The organism is Pilibacter termitis, from assembly GCF_900167335.1.
GTDB classification, from domain to species: Bacteria; Bacillota; Bacilli; order Lactobacillales; family Streptococcaceae; genus Pilibacter; species Pilibacter termitis.
In genome coordinates, this window is sequence record NZ_FUXI01000009.1 from 19,212 (window position 1) to 41,470 (window position 22,259).

Here is a 22,259-nt window from a genome sequence, read left to right on the forward strand (position 1 = left end):
GGACAACAAAAAATGAGCAAAAAAGAACTAGGAGTATTATTAGACTCTGGCAGAAAACATTGGAAAAAGGAAGAAATTCTTGCATTATTGGATTTAATTAAGGAAAAAGGGTTCAATACATTTCAATGGCATTTCTCTGATTTTTTAGGATTTCGAGTGAAATTGGATAGTTTCCCAGAAATTGCCTCAGACGACCATTTGTCAAAAGAAGAAATGAGAGAAATCATCACCTATGCTGAAAAATTAGGGATTGACATTGTGCCAGAATTTGACACACCGGGGCATTTAACACCCATGTTAGCGAAATATCCAACATGGGGTGTGAAACAAATAGATGAAAATGGTGAAGTAAAGCATAGCGACACGGCTCTTGACATTACCAATCCAGAGGCTAAACAAGCGGTGTTTACAATTTTGGAGGAAATTTTGACATTGTTCCCAAACAGTACGCATTTTCACCTTGGGGCAGATGAATTTATTTGGTTTAGCAAAGTCCAAGAATTTCCAGATTTGATCAGCAGCTCTCAAGCGTTAGTAGGAGAAGTGGCAAGTGGTTTGGAGAGTTATGTTGCTTATACGAATGAACTGATTGACTTTATGAATGAACGAGGGAAAACACCACGTGTATGGAATGACGGATTTTTCAGAAGTGATGTCGTAAGCAAAGTAGAGCTTTCTAAAAATGTTGAAATTTGCTATTGGACAAAGTGGGATGAGGCAATGGCGACACTGGATACATGGCTAGAAAAAGGCTATAAAATGCTTAATTACAATGACAATTATCTCTATTATGTTCTAGGTGAACACTCAAGCTACACGTATCCGACAGCAGAAAAAGTGCGTGAGGGCTGGGAGGAGTACAAGTTTTCCGGAGAGCAAATGGTGCCAGACGCACACAAACACCAACTTGTCGGCACCTATTTAGCCATTTGGTCAGATAAACCAGAGGCAAAAACACCGCAAGAAATTTTAGCAGATATATCGCCTGTTATGGAAGTGATGCGTGAGAAAGTAGAGGGGTAGAAAATGAACAAAGATTACATTCGTGTAAGAAATTTTGAAAAATTAGGTTTGGGTTTGTTTGTACATTGGGGATTGTATTCCATTCTTTCACAAGGGGAATGGACAGAGCGTATTCATAAAATCCCAAAAGAAGAATACGAAAAATTAATTGAGCAATTCTCAGCAGAAGATTTTTCGGCAAAAGAATTGGTTCGCCTTGCCAAAAAAATGGGGGCAAAATACATTACGCTTACCACCAAGCACCACGAGGGTTTTTATCTCTACGACACAAAAGGGTTTAGCGACTTTGACGTCATGCACAGCCCTGCTAAACGTGATTTGGTCAAAGAGTTTGTTGACGCTTGTCGTGAGGAAGACATTTTGCCGTTTTTCTACATGGCAACATTTGACTGGCACAGTGAATTATTTGAAGAAGATTTCAATGGCTTTTTAGACTATCTAAAAGATTCAGTTGAAATTTTGTGCAAAAATTATGGCGACATTGGCGGATTTTGGTTTGACGGGAACTGGAGTCGTTTGGATAGCGATTGGAAACTAGACGAGTTGTACAGCATGATTCGTTCATACCAGCCAAACGCAATGATTATCAACAACACAGGATTGGATGACCGTGGAACGATTGTTCATCAAGAAGTTGATGCGGTAACTTTTGAAAAAGGAACACCAGAGACCGTCAAGCAAGTCAATAAAGATGAAAAATATATCGCAGGAGAAATTTGCACAACGCTCAATTATCACTGGGGTGTGGCACATCAAGATTTAGATTACAAATCATTGCCAGAAATCCTCGAGTTAATGTGTTTTGCTAGACGAGTGGGAACGAATTTCTTGCTGAATATTTCTCCACTTGCAAGTGGTGCAATTCCCGTCATTTGTCAAGAATATATGAAAATGATTGGTCAATGGCTAGAAGTGTTTGGGGAAAGTTTTTACGAAACGGAAACAAGTGAGATTTACACAAAGTCAAACGAAAAAGATTTTGCCTTGGAAACAAGTGACAGCGTATATTTCTTCATGCACGATTTGCGTGTGATAGGAGATGAAAATGTTGTATTGCGAGGAGATGCCGTCAATCCACGCAGTTTCCTCCAAGTAAAACAGGAACTGAAAAATCTTCGTTGGCTAGATAATGAAGAAAAATTAACTTTCTCACAAGATGTCGCTAAAGGTTTGCTCACAATGGACGCAACAGGCTACCGCTACGGAGTAAACTGGGTCGTACGTGTAGCAAAAGCGGATAAAGTATAACAAAGAAAAGCTGAGAGGGGCGGTTTGAAGTCTGTGGCAGTGAGCCGTGCCGTTTACTTGCTGCTACACTTCGTTTCGCATACAGTCTTTCTAAGAATCAAAGATTCTTGAAAGACTAGCATCGAAACACAAGTTTCGAGCGGCACTGCGAACAGCCACCAGACTTCAGCCCCTTGTAGCTAGACAAAGAAAAGCTGAGAGGGGCGTTTAGGAGGTTGACGTAGTGAGCCATGCCATTTACTTGCCTGAAGCAGATCTTCAGGTGGCATTGCGAACAACGTCCCACCTCCTGCCCCTTGTAGCTAGACAAAGAAAAGCAGAGAGGGGCGTTTTGAAGTCTGCAACAGTGAGCCACAGCATTTACTTGCTGGAAACGAAAGTTTCCAGTGCTGTTGCGATCAGTTGCCAGACTTCAGCCCCTTGTAGCTAGACAAAGAAAAGCAGAGAGGGGCGTTTTGAAGTCTGTGGCAGTGAGCCGTGCCGTTTACTTGCTGCTACACTTCGTTTCGCATACAGTCTTTCTAAGAATCAAAGATTCTTGAAAGACTAGCATCGAAACGAAAGTTTCGAGCGGCACTGCGAACAGGCACCAGACTTCAGCCCCTCATAGCTAGACAAAGGAGGCAATATGAATAGTATTCATTGGATAGCTCAATATGCGAAAAAATATTTATCCATTATCCTTTTTGCTTTAGTATTGGTTTTTATCAATGCCGCAACCATTGTCATTCAGCCAATGCTTAGTGGGAAAATTGTAGATGAAGTCATTGGTTTAGGGCAAGTGAATTTATTACTTCCTTTTCTTCTTATCATGCTCATCGCAAGTATTACTCGCTCGTTTATTCGTTATAGTTATCAGGTTTTATTTGAGAAAATTGGACAAGATATTTTATTTGATTTGAGAAATGAAATGTATCGAAAAATGCAGTCGCTAGATTTTGACTTTTTCAATCACACTCGTGTGGGCGATATTATGGCACGCATGACGGGGGATACGGATGCAGTTCGGCATTTTCTTTCGTGGGTGAGTTATACGACAATTGAAAATGCTCTATGGTTTATCGTAGCAGTAATGGTGATGTTTTCGATTCATTGGCAATTAACGCTTTGTTTATTACTTGTAACACCGTTCATTTACTTTTTGACTCGGAAAATGTCAAAAGAAGCTCAAAATGTCTTTTTCCAAATACGTGAGAGTTTCTCACGCATGAACTCTATGGTCGAAGAAAATATTAGCGGTAACCGTGTCGTTCGTGCGTTTGCAAGAGAAGAATATGAAATACAAAAATTTATTTCGCACAATGAAGATTATAAAGAAAAAAATCTCGCCTCAGCAGATGTCTCAAGAAAATATTTGACATGGCTTGATTTGCTGGCAAGTAGCTTGACAGGAATTACACTTGTCGTAGGGGGATTATTTGTACTCAATCATCAAATGACCTTAGGAGATTTGGTGATGTTCAATGGTTTTTTGTGGATGTTAAACGGACCTCTTCGTATGAGTGGCTGGCTGATAAATGATATTGAACGTTTTAATGCGTCTACGATAAAAATTCGAGAGTTGTTAAACGCACAGTCAAGTATTCCAATTCACAAAGAGACAATGCCACATATCTCAGGAGATGTCGAATTTGCTCAGGTGAGTTTTTCATTTGCCGACACACCAGAAGTCAACGTGTTAACGGATATTTCATTTAAAGCGAAAAGTGGCGAAACCATTGGGATTTTAGGCGAGACTGGTGCTGGGAAAAGTACACTAGTTCATTTGATAACAAGGTTTTATGATGCAACCCAAGGAAGAGTGTTAATAGACGGAAAAAATATCAAAGACTATCCAGTTCGATCGCTCAGGCAATACATTTCAATGGTCATGCAAGATGTATTTTTATTTTCTGATACGATTGAGTCCAATATCAATTATGCAAGAGAAGATATGAATTACAGAGAAATGGAAGAATATGCACGCATTGCTGGGGCTCATCAGTTTATTAGCCGAATGCCAGAAGGGTATCAAACGGTTGTAGGTGAGCGTGGCGTGGGGCTTTCAGGCGGTCAAAAGCAAAGGATTTCACTTGCTCGTGCATTGGTCAAGGAAAGTCCGATACTCATATTAGATGACACGACTTCCGCCGTGGATTTGGAAACAGAGATGAAAATTCAAGAGGAACTTTCAGCAATGGAATGGAAAAAAACTATTTTTATTATTTCACACAGAATTTCCTCGGTTAAACGAGCAGACCAAATTTTATTTTTGGAAAAAGGGCGTATCGCAGAAAGCGGGACACATGAAGAATTATTAGCAAAACGAGGACGTTATTACCAAATGTATCAAAAACAAGTAGGTGGTGTGTAATGGCAAGAAATAAATTTGATGAGGATGAAACACTTGAAGTCCCTTTTCAATTTGAACATTATAAACGAATGGGAACATTTCTTTATCCTTATAGAAAAAAGATGACGATTATTTTTCTTGTGATTGTTTTCGCTAATCTTTTAGGAATGTTGGCACCGTTTTTCACTAAAATCGCCATTGACCAAGCGATACCGCAAGAAAATAGAGGGTTGTTGTTTTTCATCGGAGGCATTTATTTCCTCTCGCTGTTTGTTAGTGCCTTTTGCATGAGGTATCGGATTCGTGCGATTACAGAAGTCGGGCAAGATATTTTAAAAGATATGCGATTGAGCATTTTTACACATTTGCAACGATTGCCATTTTCTTATTTTGACAATCGTCCGCATGGAAAAATTCTCATTCGTGTCGTCAACTATATCAACACATTGAGTGATTTATTGAGCAATGGTTTTATCAATTTATTATCAGATTGTTTAAATGTTGTATTAACGCTCGTTTTTATGTTTTTACTAGATGTTCGCTTGACCTTGTATAGTTTAGCATTTATGCCTGTATTGTTTGGGGTTACGCTTTTTATTACGAGAAAACAACGTCGTGCGTTTCAAGAACTCGGCAACAAACAATCCAACATGAACGCCTATATCCATGAAAGTATCACAGGAATTAAGGTGACTCAATCGTTTGTGCAAGAAAACTCAACGTATCAGACGTTTCAAAGAGTGAGCAATGACACAAAGAGGACATGGATGCGTGCGGTAAAAGTAATGTTTTCACTTTGGCCTTGCGTGCAAAATGTTTCGGTGATTACAATTGTCTTGATTTATTTTGTAAGTTTGAAAAATATCGGTGTAAATATTTCCACAGGAACACTTATCGCCTTTTTAGCTTATATCAATAATTTCTGGAATCCAGTAATCAATATCGGAAATTTTTACAATTCACTTGTAACAGCAACAGCTTATATCGAGCGTATTTTTGAGACAATGGACGTTGTGCCAGAAATTCAAGAACACCTTGGTGCTACACCTTTTGGTGAAATCGAGGGGGATGTGAAATTTGAACACGTGGAGTTCCGTTATGAAGAAGGCGGAAAAAATATTTTAGATGATGTTACATTTCACATTCCAAAAGGTCAAAGTATTGCGTTAGTAGGGCCTACGGGAGCAGGGAAAACAACGATTATTAACTTGCTCAGTAGATTTTATGATGTCTCAAGTGGAGCGGTGAAAATTGATGATGTAGACGTTCGCATGGCGACACTTCACTCCTTGCGTTCGCAAATGGGGGTAATGCTCCAAGACACGTTTGTTTTTTCAGGAACGATTATGGAAAATATTCGCTACGGCAAACTAGATGCGACAGATGAAGAAGTGTATCAAGCGGCGAAAACTGTTTGTGCAGACGATTTTATTTCCGAGCTAAAAAATGGTTATCAGACGGTTGTCGAAGAAAGAGGGAGTACACTTTCAGCAGGGCAGCGGCAACTGCTTTCATTTGCAAGAGTGTTACTCGCAAATCCTAGAATCTTGATTTTAGATGAGGCAACGTCAAGTATTGACACGAAAACGGAAGAGGCACTGCAACAAGGATTGAAAAATCTACTCAAAGGTCGCACCTCGTTTATGATAGCTCACCGGCTATCAACGATAAAAAATAGTCATCAAATTTTCTATGTAGAAAATGGTAAAATAGTAGAAAAAGGTACGCACGAACAATTAATGGAACAAAAAGGAAAATACTATCGACTTTATCAAGCTCAGTATGAGTTTATGAAAAAAGTGTAGGGTAGCCTACAAGTACAAATCAGAAATGGAGAAAATCATGAAACAATTTCCAAAAAATTTTTTATGGGGAGCGGCAACGAGTGCCCCACAATCTGAAGGAGCTGCCCTAATCGACGGGAAAAGTGCAACAACTTGGGACAAATGGTTTGAAATGGAACCAGAGCGTTTCAATAGCAATCAAGGTCCACAAGTGACAAGTGATGTTTATCACCAATACAAAGACGAAGTCAAACGTATGAAAGCAATCAATATGAATTCGTATCGTACGTCGATTTCATGGGCGAGATTGTTGCCAGACGGCAAAAATTTAAATGAAAAAGCAGTAAAGTTTTATCGAGATTATTTTACCGAACTAAAAGAAAACGGTGTGGAGCCAATCATCAACTTGTTCCATTTTGATATGCCTTGGTGGCTAATGGAGCGTGGTGGCTGGGAAGTGCGTGAGGCAGTGGAGGCATTTGCGTTTTATGCGAAAACAGCTTTCGAGCAATTCGGCGACATTGTGAAAAAATGGTCGACATTCAACGAGCCAATGGTGCATATCGAGTGTGGATATTTGGGAGACGCTCATTATCCTAGGAAAAATGATTTCAAACTTGCCGTTCAAGTAGGCTACCACACGCTTATGGCACATACACGTGCAGTAGAAGAATTTCGCAAATTAGCAATTAAAAACGGAGAAATCGGGATTATTTTAAACGTTTCGCCAGCTTACGCCAGAAGTGAGAGTAAAGAGGACGTTGAAGCGAAAGAATGTGCGGACAGTCTGTATATTTTTAGTTTCTTAGACCCTGTTGCACTTGGAAAATTTCCAGAAAAACTGGTATCATTGTTAAAAGAAAACAATTTATTACCTCAAATGGAGGAGCGTGACAAGCAGTTGATTGCAGAAAATACGGTTGACTTTCTAGGAATGAATTACTATCAACCATTTCGTGTGAAAGCTCCTGTTCAAACGCATACACCTGCCATTCGTCCAAACGACTTTTTCTCAGGCTATGATATGCCGGGGAAACGAATGAACGAGTATCGTGGCTGGGAAATTTATCCAGAGGCACTTTATGATGTGGCGATGATGATGAAAAACAAATATCACAACATTCCTTGGTACGTTTCAGAAAATGGTATGGGTGTTGCCGAAGAAGAACGTTTTGCTGATGAAAATGGTGAAATTCAAGATGATTACCGCATTGATTTTATGAAAGAGCATTTAGAACAACTGCACAAAGGGATTCAAGACGGCAGTAATTGTTTTGGTTATCACACGTGGACGTTTGCAGATTGCTGGAGCTGGCTCAATGGTTACCGCAATCGTTATGGTTTTTACCGAGTGGATATTGAAAATGATTGCAAGCGAACAATCAAAAAAAGCGGACATTGGTACAAAAAATTAATAGAAAAGAATGGATTTTAAATGAAACATATAGGAGCAATTGACGTTGGTGGGACAACGATAAAATATGGTGTGTGGACGGGTGAGCAACTTGTCGCAAAAGGAAATGTGCCAACACCAGACACGTTGGAAAGTTTTTATCAAAGTCTATCTACAATCGTAGAGAAAATGAAAGAGCAGTATTCTATTGCTGCTCTTGGACTTTGCTTGCCGTCTGTTGTCAATAAAAAAACAGGATTTGCTGAGGGAATTTCTGTGTTGCCTTATCTTCATGGGTTCAATCTTCACAAGGAACTAGAAAAACGTCTCGGTTTACCTATTTCCATGGAAAATGATGCCAATTGTGCCGCTCTTTGTGAACTGCAATTTGGTGTGGCGAAGGGAATGAAAAATGTATTATTTTTGATTTTAGGCACAGGTGTTGGCGGGACGGTGTTTTTAGACGGAAAACTTCAAAACGGTCAGCATTTGTTTGGCGGAGAATTTGGTTTTTTCCTTATGGAAAATGGACAACCTTTTTACGAAGTAGGCACAGCAATTGGCATGGCAAAACGTTACAATATGCGGAAAAGCACTCATTTGACAGGGGAAGAAGTATTTCAGCGTGCGTTTGAAGGAGATGAGGTAGCTATTGAGGAAAGTGATGTTTTCTTCACAAGCGTTGCGAAAGTGTTATTTAATCTTCAATATGCGTTTGATCCCGAGCTAATCGTATTAGGCGGCGGGGTTTCTCAAGCGAAATTTCTTCTATCAGAGCTTGACAAACGAATGGAGAGTATCATGGAAACGGTCACCATTGCACCATTTAAACCACGTCTTGACGTTTGTCAATTCAAAAACGACGCCAATTTACTTGGGGCAATCAGTGATTTTTTATAATTGCAAAAAGAAACGAGGAATGAACATTGAAAAAAATAGCCTGTATTGATGTAGGTGGTACAAGTATTAAATATGCCGTATTCCAAAACGGACAATTATTTGAAAACGGAAGTTTTCCGACCCCGCAAACACTCGAAGAATACTATGAAAAGTTGTGCGAAGTAGTCGAAGAAATGAAAAAAGTTCACGGCATTGTTGGTGTGGCGATGAGTTCTCCTGGTGCAGTCAATAAAGAAAATGGTGTCATTGAAGGAGCAAGTGCCTTGCCATATATCCATGATTTTGATATTCACAGCGTGCTGAGTGACAAATTCGCTCTTCCATTGACGATTGAAAATGATGCCAATTGTGCTGCTTTGGCCGAGGTTAAATATGGTGTGGCGAAAAATCACCAAAACGTCCTTTTCATCGTTCTTGGTACAGGTGTCGGAGGGAGCGTGATTGTTGACGGAAAAATTCACCACGGAAAACATTTATTTGGCGGAGAATTTGGCTTTATGCTCATGAGTGAAAACGAAACGTTCTCCTCACTTGGTACAGCGGTAAATATGGCAAGTCGCTACAACAAACGCATGAAAACCAACCTCTCAGGAAAAGAAGTGTTTGAGCGTGCATTTTCAGGAGACGTTATTGCTCAAGAAGAAGCAGAAGTGCTATTTTCAAATGTAGCCAAAGGAATCTTCAATCTCCAATACGCTTTTGACCCTGAGCTAGTCGTGTTAGGCGGCGGCATTTCCCAAGCAGAATTTCTCCTGCCAGAAATCGACAAACGAATGGACGAAATCATGAAAAAAGTAACAATCGCTCCATTTAAACCAAAAGTTGTCAAATGTCATTTCTTAAATGATGCAAATTTAATCGGTGCAGCGAGTGATTTCTTGGCAGAATATGGAAATCTTTGTGATTGAATAGGTAAAAACGCATGAACCCTATTTTTGAGTTCATGCGTTTTTATGAGTGCTGAAATCTGGTGGCTGTTCGCAACAGCACTGGAAACTGCGTTTCCAGCAAGTAAATGTTGTGGTTCACTGTTGCAGACTTCAAACCGCCCCTCTTTGCTTTTCTTTGTCTAGCTGCGAAGTGCTGAGGTCTGGTGGCTGTTCGCAGTGCCGCTCGAAACTTTAGTTTCGATGCTAGTCTTTCAAGAATCTTTGATTCTTAGAAAGACTGTATGCGAAACGAAGTGTAGTAGCAAGTAAACGGCACGGCTCACTGTTGCAGACTTCAAACCGCCCCACTTCGCTTTTCTTTGTCTAGCTGCGAGTGGCAGGAGTTTGGTCGCTGTTCGCAATGCCACCTGAAGCCCTGCTTCAGGCAAGTAAATGGCATGGCTCACTGCGACAAACTCCAAACCGCCCCTCTTTGCTTTTCTTTGTCTAGCTACGAGGGGCTGAAGTCTGGCAACTGTTCGCAACAGCACTGGAAACTGCGTTTCCAGCAAGTAAATGCTGTGGCTCACTGTTGCAGACTTCAAACCGCCCCTCTTCGCTTTTCTTATGAAATGCAAACGGGGTTTGGGTTTGCTAGGATAATTTTAATTACATCATTCATCATGTCAATTAGTTCCCCTTTTGTCGGTTTGTAAATGCCAGACGTTGTTAGTGTTGCAAGTCCTACTACGATAATCCATGTGCGAATGTGTAAGGCATCAATGTGTTGCTCGTCAATTCCTTTTCCTCGTGGGTGGTTTTTGATATAGGTACGATAATGGTAAAAACTTTTCTCGAAAAGTAAATTTCCTGCACCGTTTTCCTCAATATACAACGCACGGAAAAGTTGCGGATTGGCATTTGCAAATTTGATACAGTTTAACGCAATGTCAATCAGCGGGTCACCTGTGATTTTTCTTGGAAAGACTTCGTCGAAAAGATACGTGAACAAGTCGTCCAAAACTGTGAAACGAAGTTCTTCCATGTTTTTGAACTCAAGATAAATCGGTTGCGTTGAAATGCCCATGTATTTTGCAATACTTCGTGCGGTGAAATTTGAAAATCCTTCTTTTTCGACAATTTCTGTTGCAGCTTTTAAAATTTGTTCTCGTGTGTATACTTTTTTTCGTACCATATTTTCCCCTCCATTACCCGAAAATTTTGTTATTCTCTGATTTATGATTTGCCTATGTAGACGTTTCATTTTCATTTATTCATATTCTATCATGTTTTTTTATGCTTGTCATTTGTTTCTTAGATACATTTGTATTAAATCTACGAAAAACATTATAAAAATATACCTACCTTTTAATAAAATTTTAAGAGCAAATATTTAATCTAAATAAGTGAGTATGTTAAAATAATATGTGAGAAATGGATTTAAATTCAATTTTTACAGCGGTTTCAACTCGTTTTTTCTAGGGAAATAGAGAAAGGTTTTTTTCTTTAAAAACATCATTTATTGAAAGGTGTTTAGAAATGCCTGTAAGTTTGAAGTAGAGGTGAATGGAATGAATCGTACAAAAATCAAAAGAACAGAACCAGAATACAAAAAACGCTTTGTTTTAAAAAAGGTCAAAAAGCGTTGGGTTGTAACGGGATTAATTTTTGGGACAGTTGTGCCGAGCATGACGTTTATTGTGAAAATGGCGAATGCCGAGGATAATGATGTGGAGAATGTCACAAATGGCACCTCCTTATTTACCGACCCGCTCAAGAATTATGCCAAACCAAAAACGAATGCGTTAGGAATGATGCCGTTACTTACGAGTTTGACAAGTATTGAAAATGTTACAGATGCAGATGACTCAAATGGAACGAATGTAGGTCATGTAAAAAGCTATAAAAATGTAGATTTTCAATCGCAATTTACTTTATCTGGGGATAATGTCGGTACAGATCATAATGCCAATGCACAATATTTTCAACAACTCTACAACTCTACGAACACGGCTGCAATTTTAACACCGTCTTATATGGTGACTAATACCCCGACTAATAGAGCAAATCACTCGGGAGCGGTAGCATTCAATAAGCAAGTGGATATGACAAAAGATTGGTCAATGAATTTTGACTTTGATTTGACAGGGTTAAACCATGGTACGACTGGGGTTGGTAATGGTACTTATATTCAAGGTGATTTTATCGGTTTAGTTCTCTCTCCTGCCTCTCCTTCTCAATTAGGTTCTCTTGGGAGTGCGAGCGTCAAAAATTATGGCGGTGGTAGTTTAGGACTTTTAGGCAATGCGAACACGCTTTCGTTCGGTTTGGATTTTTATAATAATAACGGGGATTCTAAAATGCCAAGTGGGTACAATGGTGACCCAAGCATTGCCAAGCCTTCCGGCGGTTTACTAAGCAAAGCTGACGGAAATCAATACCTTGGTTTTCGTCAAACAGATGCAAACGGCAATTTACTCGCCTTCAACAACTTCCCGTCAGGAACAACGGTTACAGCAGGGGAATTGATTACTTCTATCAATGGGAATGTGGGGGCAACGGATAATCATAATAACTGGTTGCAAAACGATTATAACCAGCCACAGCTTGTCGCAAATGCAGTTGCTACTTGGACTGCCAGCACGAATACTTTATCCATTCAGATGAATGGCAAAACGTATAGTTACCAAAATCTAAATCTAGGCACGACCTCACTCTCTGTTGGGGTCATGGCAAGTGACGGGGACGCATATACGCAAAAAGGAGCAACGCTTAATACTTTTAATTTAACACTTGGTACAGGAAAAACGGAAGTTGAATACCTCAATCAAAACGATATTGAACTTCGCAAGTCGACAGATTTCATCGCCAATACAGGAGACAAAATCGGGATTGCAGGTTTTGATGAAAATGGTGTAACGACAGCGACTCGTGATGTGGATTACCAAGCACCAGCATTTCAAGGGTATCACTTGGCAAAAGCGACACCTGTTGAAGTGACGAGTGATACAATCAATGCAAATGGCACTGTTCTTGTTGGAAACACAATGACTTTGACGTATCAAGGCGACCAACAAAAAGCGACCTTGACGACACCAACAACGACAACGAATGGAGCACCTACTCCTGTCACCATTCCAAGTGGCGACCAAAATCTTCTAGGGTTTACAGGAGATGAGATTGAATTTGCGACCACTGATAGTGATTTGGCACAAGCAGGCTATACTTATACTGTTACAGCTCCTGACGGGCAAGTTTACAGCACATTGTCACAGGCTTTATCTGCTAATCCATATGATGACACAACGACATTTAGCACTTATGATACAAATGGAGTGGCAACGTACAATACAGACAGTACCCCACAAAATTTTGTTGTCAATTATACAGCGAAAAATGTAACTGTAAGCTACGGAATAATCAACCCAGACGGGTCAGTTGACACAAGTAAAACAAGTGAACTTGCAACGAACGACACACTCACACCTGCTCAGTTAACCATTGGGCAAAGTTTGACTTCGGCTTTGGCAGGAAATATCGGGACAAATCCTGACAGCGTGACTTCAACTTTCCAAAGTCAAAACATTCTTCCAAACGGTTATCATTTAACAGGAAATGTCTATTGGACAAAAGACGGCGGCACAACAAAAACCTCTCTTCCAACGAATGCTTTAACGGTGAATGATGTAGACACAAATTACCAAGGGGAAATTCTTTTTGAAGTGGCAAAAGATTTCCAAGAGGCAAATGTAACACTTAACTATAAAAATAACGCAGTACCAAGTAAAACGTTGACCCAGACAGGTGTGACGGGGGATAATTTTCTCTTTGACTTATCCAATGTCATAGCTAGTGGCTACCATATGATTGGTGCAACGGATGCAAACAACAATGCTATGACCGTTCCATTTGGCTCAATTTCTGGCGTATTTGACAGCACAAACAATTTGCGAACGCAAACAGATAGCTCTCCGCAAAATTATGTTATACAAGTAGACCCTGACATTCAGCAATTGAATGTGCGTTATAATTTCCCAGCAGGGCATGACTTGTCAAGTAGCCTAATAAACGAGCAAAAAATGCAAGTAGGGACCACAGGGAATACGTTTAGTGATATAAATATTCCAGTAATTGCAGGTTATACTGCAACAATTACTTACCCAGACGGCTCTAAGCAAACAGACAATGTGATTAAAGGTATTACCGCAGACAATACAAGCAACGGGACAAGCCAAATTGACAACGCACCGCAAAATGTAGTCGTGAATTACACTGCAAATGCGAGAAAAGTGACGGTGAATTATCACTATAACTCAAGTACGACAACGGATACGTTCACACAGTCAAGTACAAATGTGCCTTACACGACAGACGGCACGTATGATGCAGTTGCGATTAACCAAATCAACGGCTACACCTCTTATGTATCGGTCAACGGCAGTACCCCTCAAGCTATGACAAGTGTATCAAGTGGAAGTTTTGACTCAAGTGATGTTGTGATAGATGTAACATACACACCTTGGCAAGCTACGGTAAATTATTATACGCAACAGGTTGACAGTAGTGGAAATGCGATTGGAGCAATGACGAAGTTTATTAGTCAAACAGAATATGAACAATATAATTTCTACACATTTGCTGGGTTGACTTCGGCAGACCAAACGACGAAGTTGCAAGGAATCGCCATTCTTCCAAATGGTTATCACGTAGTCTCAGCTTATTGGAGTAACAAACCAGACGGTACAACGCAAGATATGACCCCTCCTTATCAGAAAAATTGGACGTGGGATGATATGACCAATACTGCCACAGGAGAATATTCTGCATCGATTGTTTACCAGTACACAAAAGATATTCAACAGGCGAATATCACGGTGACAGGAGCACCAAGTGGAAAAGGGGTCACCAACGGTCAAAATACGCTTGACGGCATGAATGGTAGTTCTTACACAGGCGTTACAGGTGGCACGCAAGTAGTCAGCGTACCGCAAATTAACGGCTATATCGCAAAAGTAACAGATACAAACAACAACGAAGTAAGTCTTAACAATAATCAATTTACGATTACTTATGACAATACAAATAACGGTGTCAACACAACAGATGCCACACCGCAAAATTACACGATTACCTACACGGCAAGAAGTGCCTCTGTTTTGGTGAATTATAACTATGCTACAAACGCAACAACCAACGTACTCGCAAGTTCATCTGTTGACACGACAGCGTTCACCGCACCAAGTTTGCCAAATAGCCTAGAGATTCAAACGCAAACAAATGGCACGTATTCGTTGAATGTGCCGAATGTGAATGGTTATACATGGACGATTACTGATAGCAACGGCAATAGTTACACCAGTAGCAATCTGCCAAGTTCGTTTACAAGTGACGGTACGAATATTACTTATACCATTACTTACACACCAGAAAATGCTACGCACGTTATTCATTATTATGAGGCGACGTATGACAATAGTGGCAATTACACCTTTACCACCAATACGGTAGCCAATATGCCTGCTCAAACATTTTCTGGAGCAGTCGGTGAGATTCAGTCATTTGCCGTGACAACTAGCAATATCTCTGTGCCAAATGGTTGGACACTTGACCCAATGAAAGCCTCTCTCAGTGCTTTGACAGGAGACAATGACAATTTAAACGGAGGCGACAGTGCCAAACGTTTGACCTTTACTCCGGGAGTAGTAGAGTATGCGATTTATCTCGCACGTGATATTCAAAGTGTCCAAGTGCAATTTGTCAACGATCCAAACAGTAGTAGTACTTTCTTCCAAGACGGACGAACAGGAGAAAATTATACGGTAGACACGAGCAAATATGCAAGAAGTGGCTATGATTATACGATTACAGATCCAAATGGAAATGTAGTGACAAGCATTACAGGAGTATATGATGACACAAACAATAACAATGCGACTAGCCCAATTTTGAACAATGGAGCAGGAGATATTAGTCCACAAGTTTATAAAGTCACTTATACCCCACAAACGCAACAAGCGATTTTGAAAACAGATAGCACAGACCCTGCAAATAGTGGCGGAAAACTTTACCAAACAGCAAGTGGTGCAACAGGAAGTGATATTTCATTTGCGAATAGTGATGCAGACTTCATTCGCCAAGGGTATAACTACAATGTCACGGTGAGTTATCAAAATAGTAATGGCGATGTCATATCAAGCAACTATCCAACGCTTGCACAAGCTCTAGCGGCAAATGCAAAATACAATAATGACAACGTGCCAGCAGGTCAAACAGATAGCAATCCGCAAGTCTTTACGGTAAGCTATACGGCAAGCAGTCAAACAGCCATTTTGAAAACGGATAGTAGCGACCCAACAGGAGCGAAAACTGTTGATACGAAAACAGGTTTGACAGGACAAGGGATTTCATTCTTGAAAACAGATAGCGATCTTGTGCGTGCTGGGTATTCTTATACAGTGAAAAGCCCGAATGGCACGAGTTATCCAACCTTGTCGGCAGCTCTTTTAGCTGACGGTGTGTATGACAATACAGATAATGGAAACAATACGACAGATAGCTCGCCACAGCTCTTTACGGTAAGTTATACAGCCAATCCATTGACGGTAAATATCGAATACGTCTATGGTCAACCGAAAAACACCACGGTGCCAATAGGTGACTTTGGCTCACAAAGTGTTCCAACGAAAGCAACAGGTGTAACAAACGGTACAACGTACACGACAGATATAAATAATACTGCGACCAATATTTCTACACCAATCACTGTGCCAACGATTAGTGGCTATACGCCAAACGTAACGAGTGTGACACCGAAATTTACCGTAGATGACCAAGGAAACCCAACAGAGCCTACGATTACCGTAACGTACACGGCAAGTCCTGACACGGCAACGATTGATTATGTAGATGATAATGGCAACTCTCTTGTTGCTTATATTGGCAACAACCCAACGAGTACGAATGGTTATACGGACGGAGTGATTTTAAGCAATGCACCAAGTATTTCTGGTTATACACTGACAGGATATGAGTATAATGGAGTCAAATTTACAGGAACAACAGACTTGGATAAAGCAGTCTATACAGCAGGGGCTGACACCATTCAGTTTATCTACAAAGCAACACAGCAAGTAGTCAACATCAACTACCTGTATAGCGACTCTGATAATTCACCGAAAAATGGTGTAATTCCAAGTGGCGATTTTGGTAGTCAAAGTGTCGTAACACAAGCTCAAGGTGATACCAACACAACAGGAACAGTCGTTACGGTGCCAACGATTGAAGGATATACTGCAAGCGAAACAACTGTAACACCAGATTATCACATCGACAGCAACGGAGATTTGATCACACCTGAGATAAATGTCGTCTACACGGCAAATAGTCAAAATGCGAAGATTTCTTACAAAGTACCAACGTTTGATAGTAACGGTGTTCCAGATATGAACAACTTAGTTGATGCAACTTCTGCACAAACAGGAGGTGCACCAACGACTGCAGTCGGAGTAACCGACCAAACGATTGGAGTCGTTGCACCAACTATTGCAGGATATGACATCTACGCACAAACCGTAAACGGCACCCCTCAAGATATTAGTACAGCAACATTTACTGCACCAGACAATGCTGATGACGTGCTAGAAGTGATTTATGTGCCAAAACAACAAGTGGTGAATGTGCATTATGTTTACCAATTGCCTGCAAATTACACAGGTACTTATAACGGTGTTGCGTTGACTGCTTCGGACAATGGTAGACAAGTAGACGGTCTCGGTGTTCAACAAGTGGTGTCGTACAGTGACAGTATTCCAACTCCTGCACCTCTTCCAAGTGCTGTTGAAAACGGCTGGCAAGTAAGCCCAGCAACGCAAAAAATTGATTGGACAGTTGACCAAAACGGCAATCTGAAGAAAACAGATTACGTCTACTACATTTCGCCACAAACGAATACCGTAAATATCCAGTATCTCGCACAAGACGGGTTTGACTTGATGAAATTAATCACAACGAACCCAATTCTTACGCAACAAGTAGAAACAGGAAGTACGTTTACAAATAGCGGAGCAATTCATATACCGGGGTATAGCTATGTGAATTACACCTATAATGGTGCAACAAACACAGCAACACCGCCAAACCCTATGCCTTACGTGGCAGGAGCAGATGTATTAAACATTAATTACACACCAAATGCACAGACAGTGGAAGTAGATTATATCTATGACCCTAATAGTGCCTCAAGTAAAGCAGGGCAAGTGGCAGCGTCAAGTGAAACGCAGACGAAAGTGTCAAATGCTACTGGAGATGTAATAAACGTCCCAACAATTAACGGCTACACACCAAATGTAACAAGTGTAACCCCAAGTTTTGCCATTAAGTCAGACGGGACATTGGTTACACCAAAAATAACCGTAACGTATACGGCAAACCAAAACAATGTGGCAACCATTTCTTATGTAGATGACAAGGGCAATCCATTACAAAAAATGGCAACTGTGCCAGTTTCACTAACCGCAAGTGGTACAACCGACCAAGCCATTCAAACAAGTGGCGAAGTAACAATACCGGGATACACATTCGACCACATTGAATTTTATAACGCCTCAAGCAAAACCACGGAAAATCCTGCGACAACAGCAGATTTGATTTTCAGCGGTGCAGGAGCTAGTATGGCGGACAATGTGAAGTATGTGTACAAGGCAGACCCACAAACAGTCAAAGTACATTACTTGTACTCTGGTGGTGGAAAAGACGGTCAAGATGCGTATCCAGAACTTGATTTGCCGGGAATAAGCAACCAAGCAGCAACCAATACCCCTGCTTTAGCAGAACCAGTAGGGTATCAACTTGTCAAAACAGGGCTTGATGCAACCAATAGTCAGCCTGTGGTTTGGACGGTTATCAATGGTCAACTTGTGACACCAGACATTTATTTCTACTATCAAGCAAATGTAACCAAAGCAACGGTTGACTATGGTACGACTGCAACAGGTACAGATTTAGATGCTTATGTACCAACAGGTACAATTACAGGTGAAGTCAAAGGGCAAACGGACGCACCTATTCAGGCAAGTGGGGCAGTGGGGATTAATGGTTATACCTTTAAAGAAATGTTGGTCAACGGCACAAGTGTGGCGACAACAACCGCTGCTGCAAACAGTGTTGTTGCACCATTTACACCAAATGGAACGGTATCAAGCGAAACCAATATCCACTACGTTTATGATGCCAATCCGCAAAAAGTAGTGGTGAAGTTTGTTGATGAAAATGGGAATGCAATTGTAGACAATACAGGTGTTGCAATAAGTGATGTAACCCTAACAGGTGCGACCAACCAAACGATTGACTACTCAAGCATTACCAAAAATTACACAGGCTACACGATTGACACGGACGGTATGACGACTACCACGAACTATGACGCAAATGACAACATCGACCAAGTGGTCTATATGATTTACAAACCAGTCGCTCAAAAAGTAAACGTGGAATTTGTTGATAAAAATGGCATTGTCATACCAAACACGACAACGCAAACTTTGACAGGTGTAAGTAATGGCTTGATTGACTACTCTTCGATAAGTACAACTGTTGCGGGTTATACGCTTGTTACGGACGGACGAAATCAAACGCCAAACTACGACACAGACCCAAGCGTTGACCAAACGGTTCAGCTTGTTTACCAAGCCAACCAACAGCAAGTAGTGGTGAATTTTAAAGTCAGCCGTGACGGAGGAGCAACTTGGAGCAACCTAGCAAACCCTGCGACACTTTCAGGAGATTCTAATAGTGTAATTGATTATTCTAAATTGCAAAGTGCGTATTCTGGGTATAAGTTAATTAATAACAGCCAACAAACGAGCACGACCAACTTTGATACAAAAGACGGTGTAAATCAGACGGTTACACTCTACTATGCCCCACTGGAGCAAGTGGCGATTTTACAAACAGATGAGACTGACCCAAGTGGCAAGCAAGTCATTGCAAGCACAACAGGAGGCTATTCATTTGGTCAACTCAGTTTTGCAACTGGTACAGATACTTTACTCGCACGTAAAGGTTTCACGTATAAAGTTTACGGTCCAGACGGTACTTGGTATGACAGTTTCCAAGCGGCAATTGCAGCAAATGCAAATTATGACGGCACACCAAGTAATCTCAATGCGATTACGACAACCATTCCGCCAGTCAAAAGATTTGCACGCAGTGTAACGCCAAATAACCCAACGATTGACCCGAGCAATCCGACAGCTTATCAAGGAGACGATTCGCCACAAGTATTTACGGCAAGCTACACTCCAATGGCAGAAAGCATGATCGTAGAAACAACCAACGACCCAGCAGGAAACAAGGTATATCAAGCGGTAAGTGGTGTGACAGGAGTGGACGAAAATGGAAATCCAATTCCGTCAAGTTCACCAGCTTACCAAAGTGATATGACACTTTCACAAGTGCCAAACGTAAGTGGTTTTTACAATCTAAATGTCGTAGACACTCAAGCACAGACGACATCGTCAGGTTTGCCAAACTTAGCAAGAGCGGGCTACACCTATGTCGTAGAAGCTCCAGACGGCAACGAATATTCAACATTGCAAGCAGCAGCAAATGCTGTACACGTCTTTGACAACGACCCAAGTACAGCACAAGGGTTTAAAGTCAAATACATTGCACAATTGCAAACGGCTATTTTGGAAACAGACACCACAGATCCAAAAGGAGCAAAAATACTTGAAACTACGCAAGGAGCAAGCGACAGCAACATTTCATTCGGTGCAGATGATACGAATTTGAAACGCACAGGCTATGCTTACAAAGTCACAACACCAGACGGCAAAGAATATACCAGCCTCAAAGAAGCGGTAGATAATTATTCCTTATATGACCACACCGCTATTGCAACGAGCGGAGCAAACGCAGGAATTGATACGAACCCGCAAAAATTTGTCGTAAGCTACACAGCTCTTGAACAAACAGTCAATTTGATAACAAAAGACGACCCAACAGGCGACAAAACAATTGAGAGCGTAACAGGCGACAGCGACACAAAAATCACGCTAACCAAAACGGACAACGATTTGAAACGCACAGGCTACACGTACCAAGTCCAAGCTCCAGACGGCAAAGATTACGCAACATTATCAGCCGCCTTAAAAGCGAACCCTGACTACGACCACAACGATTTGACGAACGGAGTAGATAGCTCGCCACAAAACTTTATTGTCACGTACACCGCAGTGAAACAAACCGCCAACTTACTCGTTGACGGACAAACGAAAGAAACAACGACAGGCGACAGTAATTCAGCGATTCGTTTTAAAACAACGGATAAAGACTTGGAAAAAACAGGCTACACCTACAAAGTGAAAGCTCCAGATAATCAAGTGTATGCCACACTATCCGAAGCCCTCCAAGCCAATCCTAAGTACGACAATAACGATTTGACGAACGGACAAGATAACGCACCGCAAAACTTCGAGGTGACGTACACAGCGGTGAAACAGACGGCAAACTTGATTGTAAACGGACAAATCAAGGAAACGGTGGAGGGTGAAAGTGATACGGCAATTCATTTTGCGACGACGGATAAAGAGTTGGCAATCGCAGGCTACATTTATCACGTCACAGCCCCAGACGGCAAAACGTATCCGAGTTTGTCGACAGCTTTACAGGCAAACCCGAATTATGACCACAACGATTTAGTAAATGGTCAAGACACTATCCCGCAAGACTTTACTGTCACTTACACGGCAAGTGAGCAAATTGCGAATTTGATTGTTGACGGACAAACGAAAGAAATTGTCACAGGTAGCACAGGTGCAAACATTCAATTTGCGACAACGGACAACGACTTGCACAAATCAGGTTACACTTATACAGTGACGGCACCAGACGGCAAAGATTACAGCACGTTGTCCGAGGCTTTACAAGCCAATCCAAATTATGACGACAGTGTGTTGAACAATGGTGTAGACGATATGCCACAAGACTTTATCGTTCGCTATACGGCGGTGAAACAGACGGTTTATGTGGTAACGAAAAACGCACCAAATGGTGATAAAACGCTCGAAACGCTAGAGGGTGACAGCGACAGCATCTTCTCGCTAAGCACAACAGATGAACAGCTCAAACAAACAGGTTACACCTATAAAGTTGTTGCACCAAATGGCAAAGAGTACAGCACGTTATCCGCAGCAGAGAAAGAAAACAACGTGTTTGACCACAACGATTTAACCAATGGAGTAGACAGTTCGCCACAGCAATTTACTATTGTTTACACGAAAACTTCCACGACCGATCCGGGAGATAGTAACACGGGTAATAGTGGAAATGCTGGCAATACCGGAGACGATACAGGGAATAGTGGAAATACGGGTAACAGTGGCGACAACTCGAACGGAGATAACGGTACAGGAAATAGTGACGACACTGGGAACACCACCAGTAGCACCAATGGAAATAACGGCAACACAAACGCTGACGGTAGTCAAAGCTATTCAAATAACTCAAGCAACAATAGCACAAATGCTTCAAGCAATTCTACCGACCAGAACGATTCATCTGTTGCCAGCAAGAAAAAACTTGCCAACCTCGGTGAAAAAATCGAAAATCTCGGCGTTATCGGAGCCATTCTCTCCACAATTTCAATCGCAGGAATCCTCGGATTGAAAAAACGGAAAGACAAACCAGAGGAATAAGAAAAGCGAGAGGGG

At 41.2% G+C, this 22,259-nt stretch carries 12 protein-coding genes; 10 read left to right on the top strand and 2 right to left on the bottom strand.

Annotation, left to right across the window (positions count from 1 at the left end; all coding sequences use genetic code 11):
• Positions 1-12: 12 nt before the first annotated feature.
• The 9 genes from B5D30_RS04995 (at position 13) to B5D30_RS05025 (ending at position 9,588) form a co-directional block, all read left to right on the top strand.
• Positions 13-1,023: a family 20 glycosylhydrolase gene (locus B5D30_RS04995; protein WP_078806937.1), complete on the top strand. Its 1,011-nt coding sequence runs from the start codon at positions 13-15 to the stop codon at positions 1,021-1,023.
• 3 nt (positions 1,024-1,026) lie between these two features.
• Positions 1,027-2,271 carry an alpha-L-fucosidase gene (locus B5D30_RS05000; RefSeq protein ID WP_078806938.1) on the top strand — a complete coding sequence of 415 codons (1,245 nt, stop codon included), beginning with the start codon at positions 1,027-1,029 and terminating at the stop codon, positions 2,269-2,271.
• Positions 2,272-2,494: 223 nt separating this feature from the next.
• Positions 2,495-2,701 (top strand): hypothetical protein, encoded by a 207-nt coding sequence (locus B5D30_RS13155; RefSeq protein WP_144399491.1) that lies wholly within the window; start codon positions 2,495-2,497, stop codon positions 2,699-2,701.
• Positions 2,658-2,813, top strand: coding sequence for a hypothetical protein (locus tag B5D30_RS13520; RefSeq protein ID WP_159443213.1), 156 nt, complete (start codon positions 2,658-2,660; stop codon positions 2,811-2,813). Before B5D30_RS13155 ends, B5D30_RS13520 begins: the two co-directional genes overlap by 44 nt.
• 86 nt (positions 2,814-2,899) lie before the next feature.
• The gene (locus B5D30_RS05005; protein ID WP_078806939.1) at positions 2,900-4,624 is read left to right on the top strand and encodes an ABC transporter ATP-binding protein; all 1,725 of its coding nucleotides are present in this window, start codon (positions 2,900-2,902) and stop codon (positions 4,622-4,624) included.
• Positions 4,624-6,408 (top strand): ABC transporter ATP-binding protein, encoded by a 1,785-nt coding sequence (locus tag B5D30_RS05010; protein ID WP_078806940.1) that lies wholly within the window; start codon positions 4,624-4,626, stop codon positions 6,406-6,408. The genes B5D30_RS05005 and B5D30_RS05010 overlap by 1 nt, the downstream gene beginning before the upstream one ends.
• Positions 6,409-6,445: 37 nt before the next feature.
• On the top strand, positions 6,446-7,822 hold the full coding sequence (locus B5D30_RS05015; RefSeq protein ID WP_078806941.1) for a glycoside hydrolase family 1 protein: 1,377 nt from the start codon (positions 6,446-6,448) through the stop codon (positions 7,820-7,822).
• Positions 7,823-8,680, top strand: coding sequence for an ROK family protein (locus B5D30_RS05020; protein WP_078806942.1), 858 nt, complete (start codon positions 7,823-7,825; stop codon positions 8,678-8,680). It begins immediately after the preceding gene.
• A gap of 26 nt (positions 8,681-8,706) precedes the next feature.
• Entirely contained in the window at positions 8,707-9,588 is an 882-nt protein-coding gene (locus tag B5D30_RS05025) for an ROK family protein (protein ID WP_078806943.1), read from the top strand.
• A gap of 233 nt (positions 9,589-9,821) precedes the next feature.
• Here B5D30_RS05025 and B5D30_RS05030 read toward each other — a convergent pair whose 3' ends face one another.
• Positions 9,822-10,154: a hypothetical protein gene (locus B5D30_RS05030; protein ID WP_078806944.1), complete on the bottom strand. Its 333-nt coding sequence runs from the start codon at positions 10,152-10,154 to the stop codon at positions 9,822-9,824.
• A 20-nt stretch (positions 10,155-10,174) separates the two neighbouring features.
• Entirely contained in the window at positions 10,175-10,744 is a 570-nt protein-coding gene (locus B5D30_RS05035; RefSeq protein WP_078806945.1) for a TetR/AcrR family transcriptional regulator, read from the bottom strand.
• Between the two features lie 376 nt (positions 10,745-11,120).
• Here B5D30_RS05035 and B5D30_RS05040 point away from each other — a divergent pair, with 376 nt between their 5' ends.
• Positions 11,121-22,244, top strand: a complete 11,124-nt coding sequence (locus B5D30_RS05040) for a mucin-binding protein (protein WP_078806946.1) — start codon at positions 11,121-11,123, stop codon at positions 22,242-22,244.
• Positions 22,245-22,259: the final 15 nt, after the last annotated feature.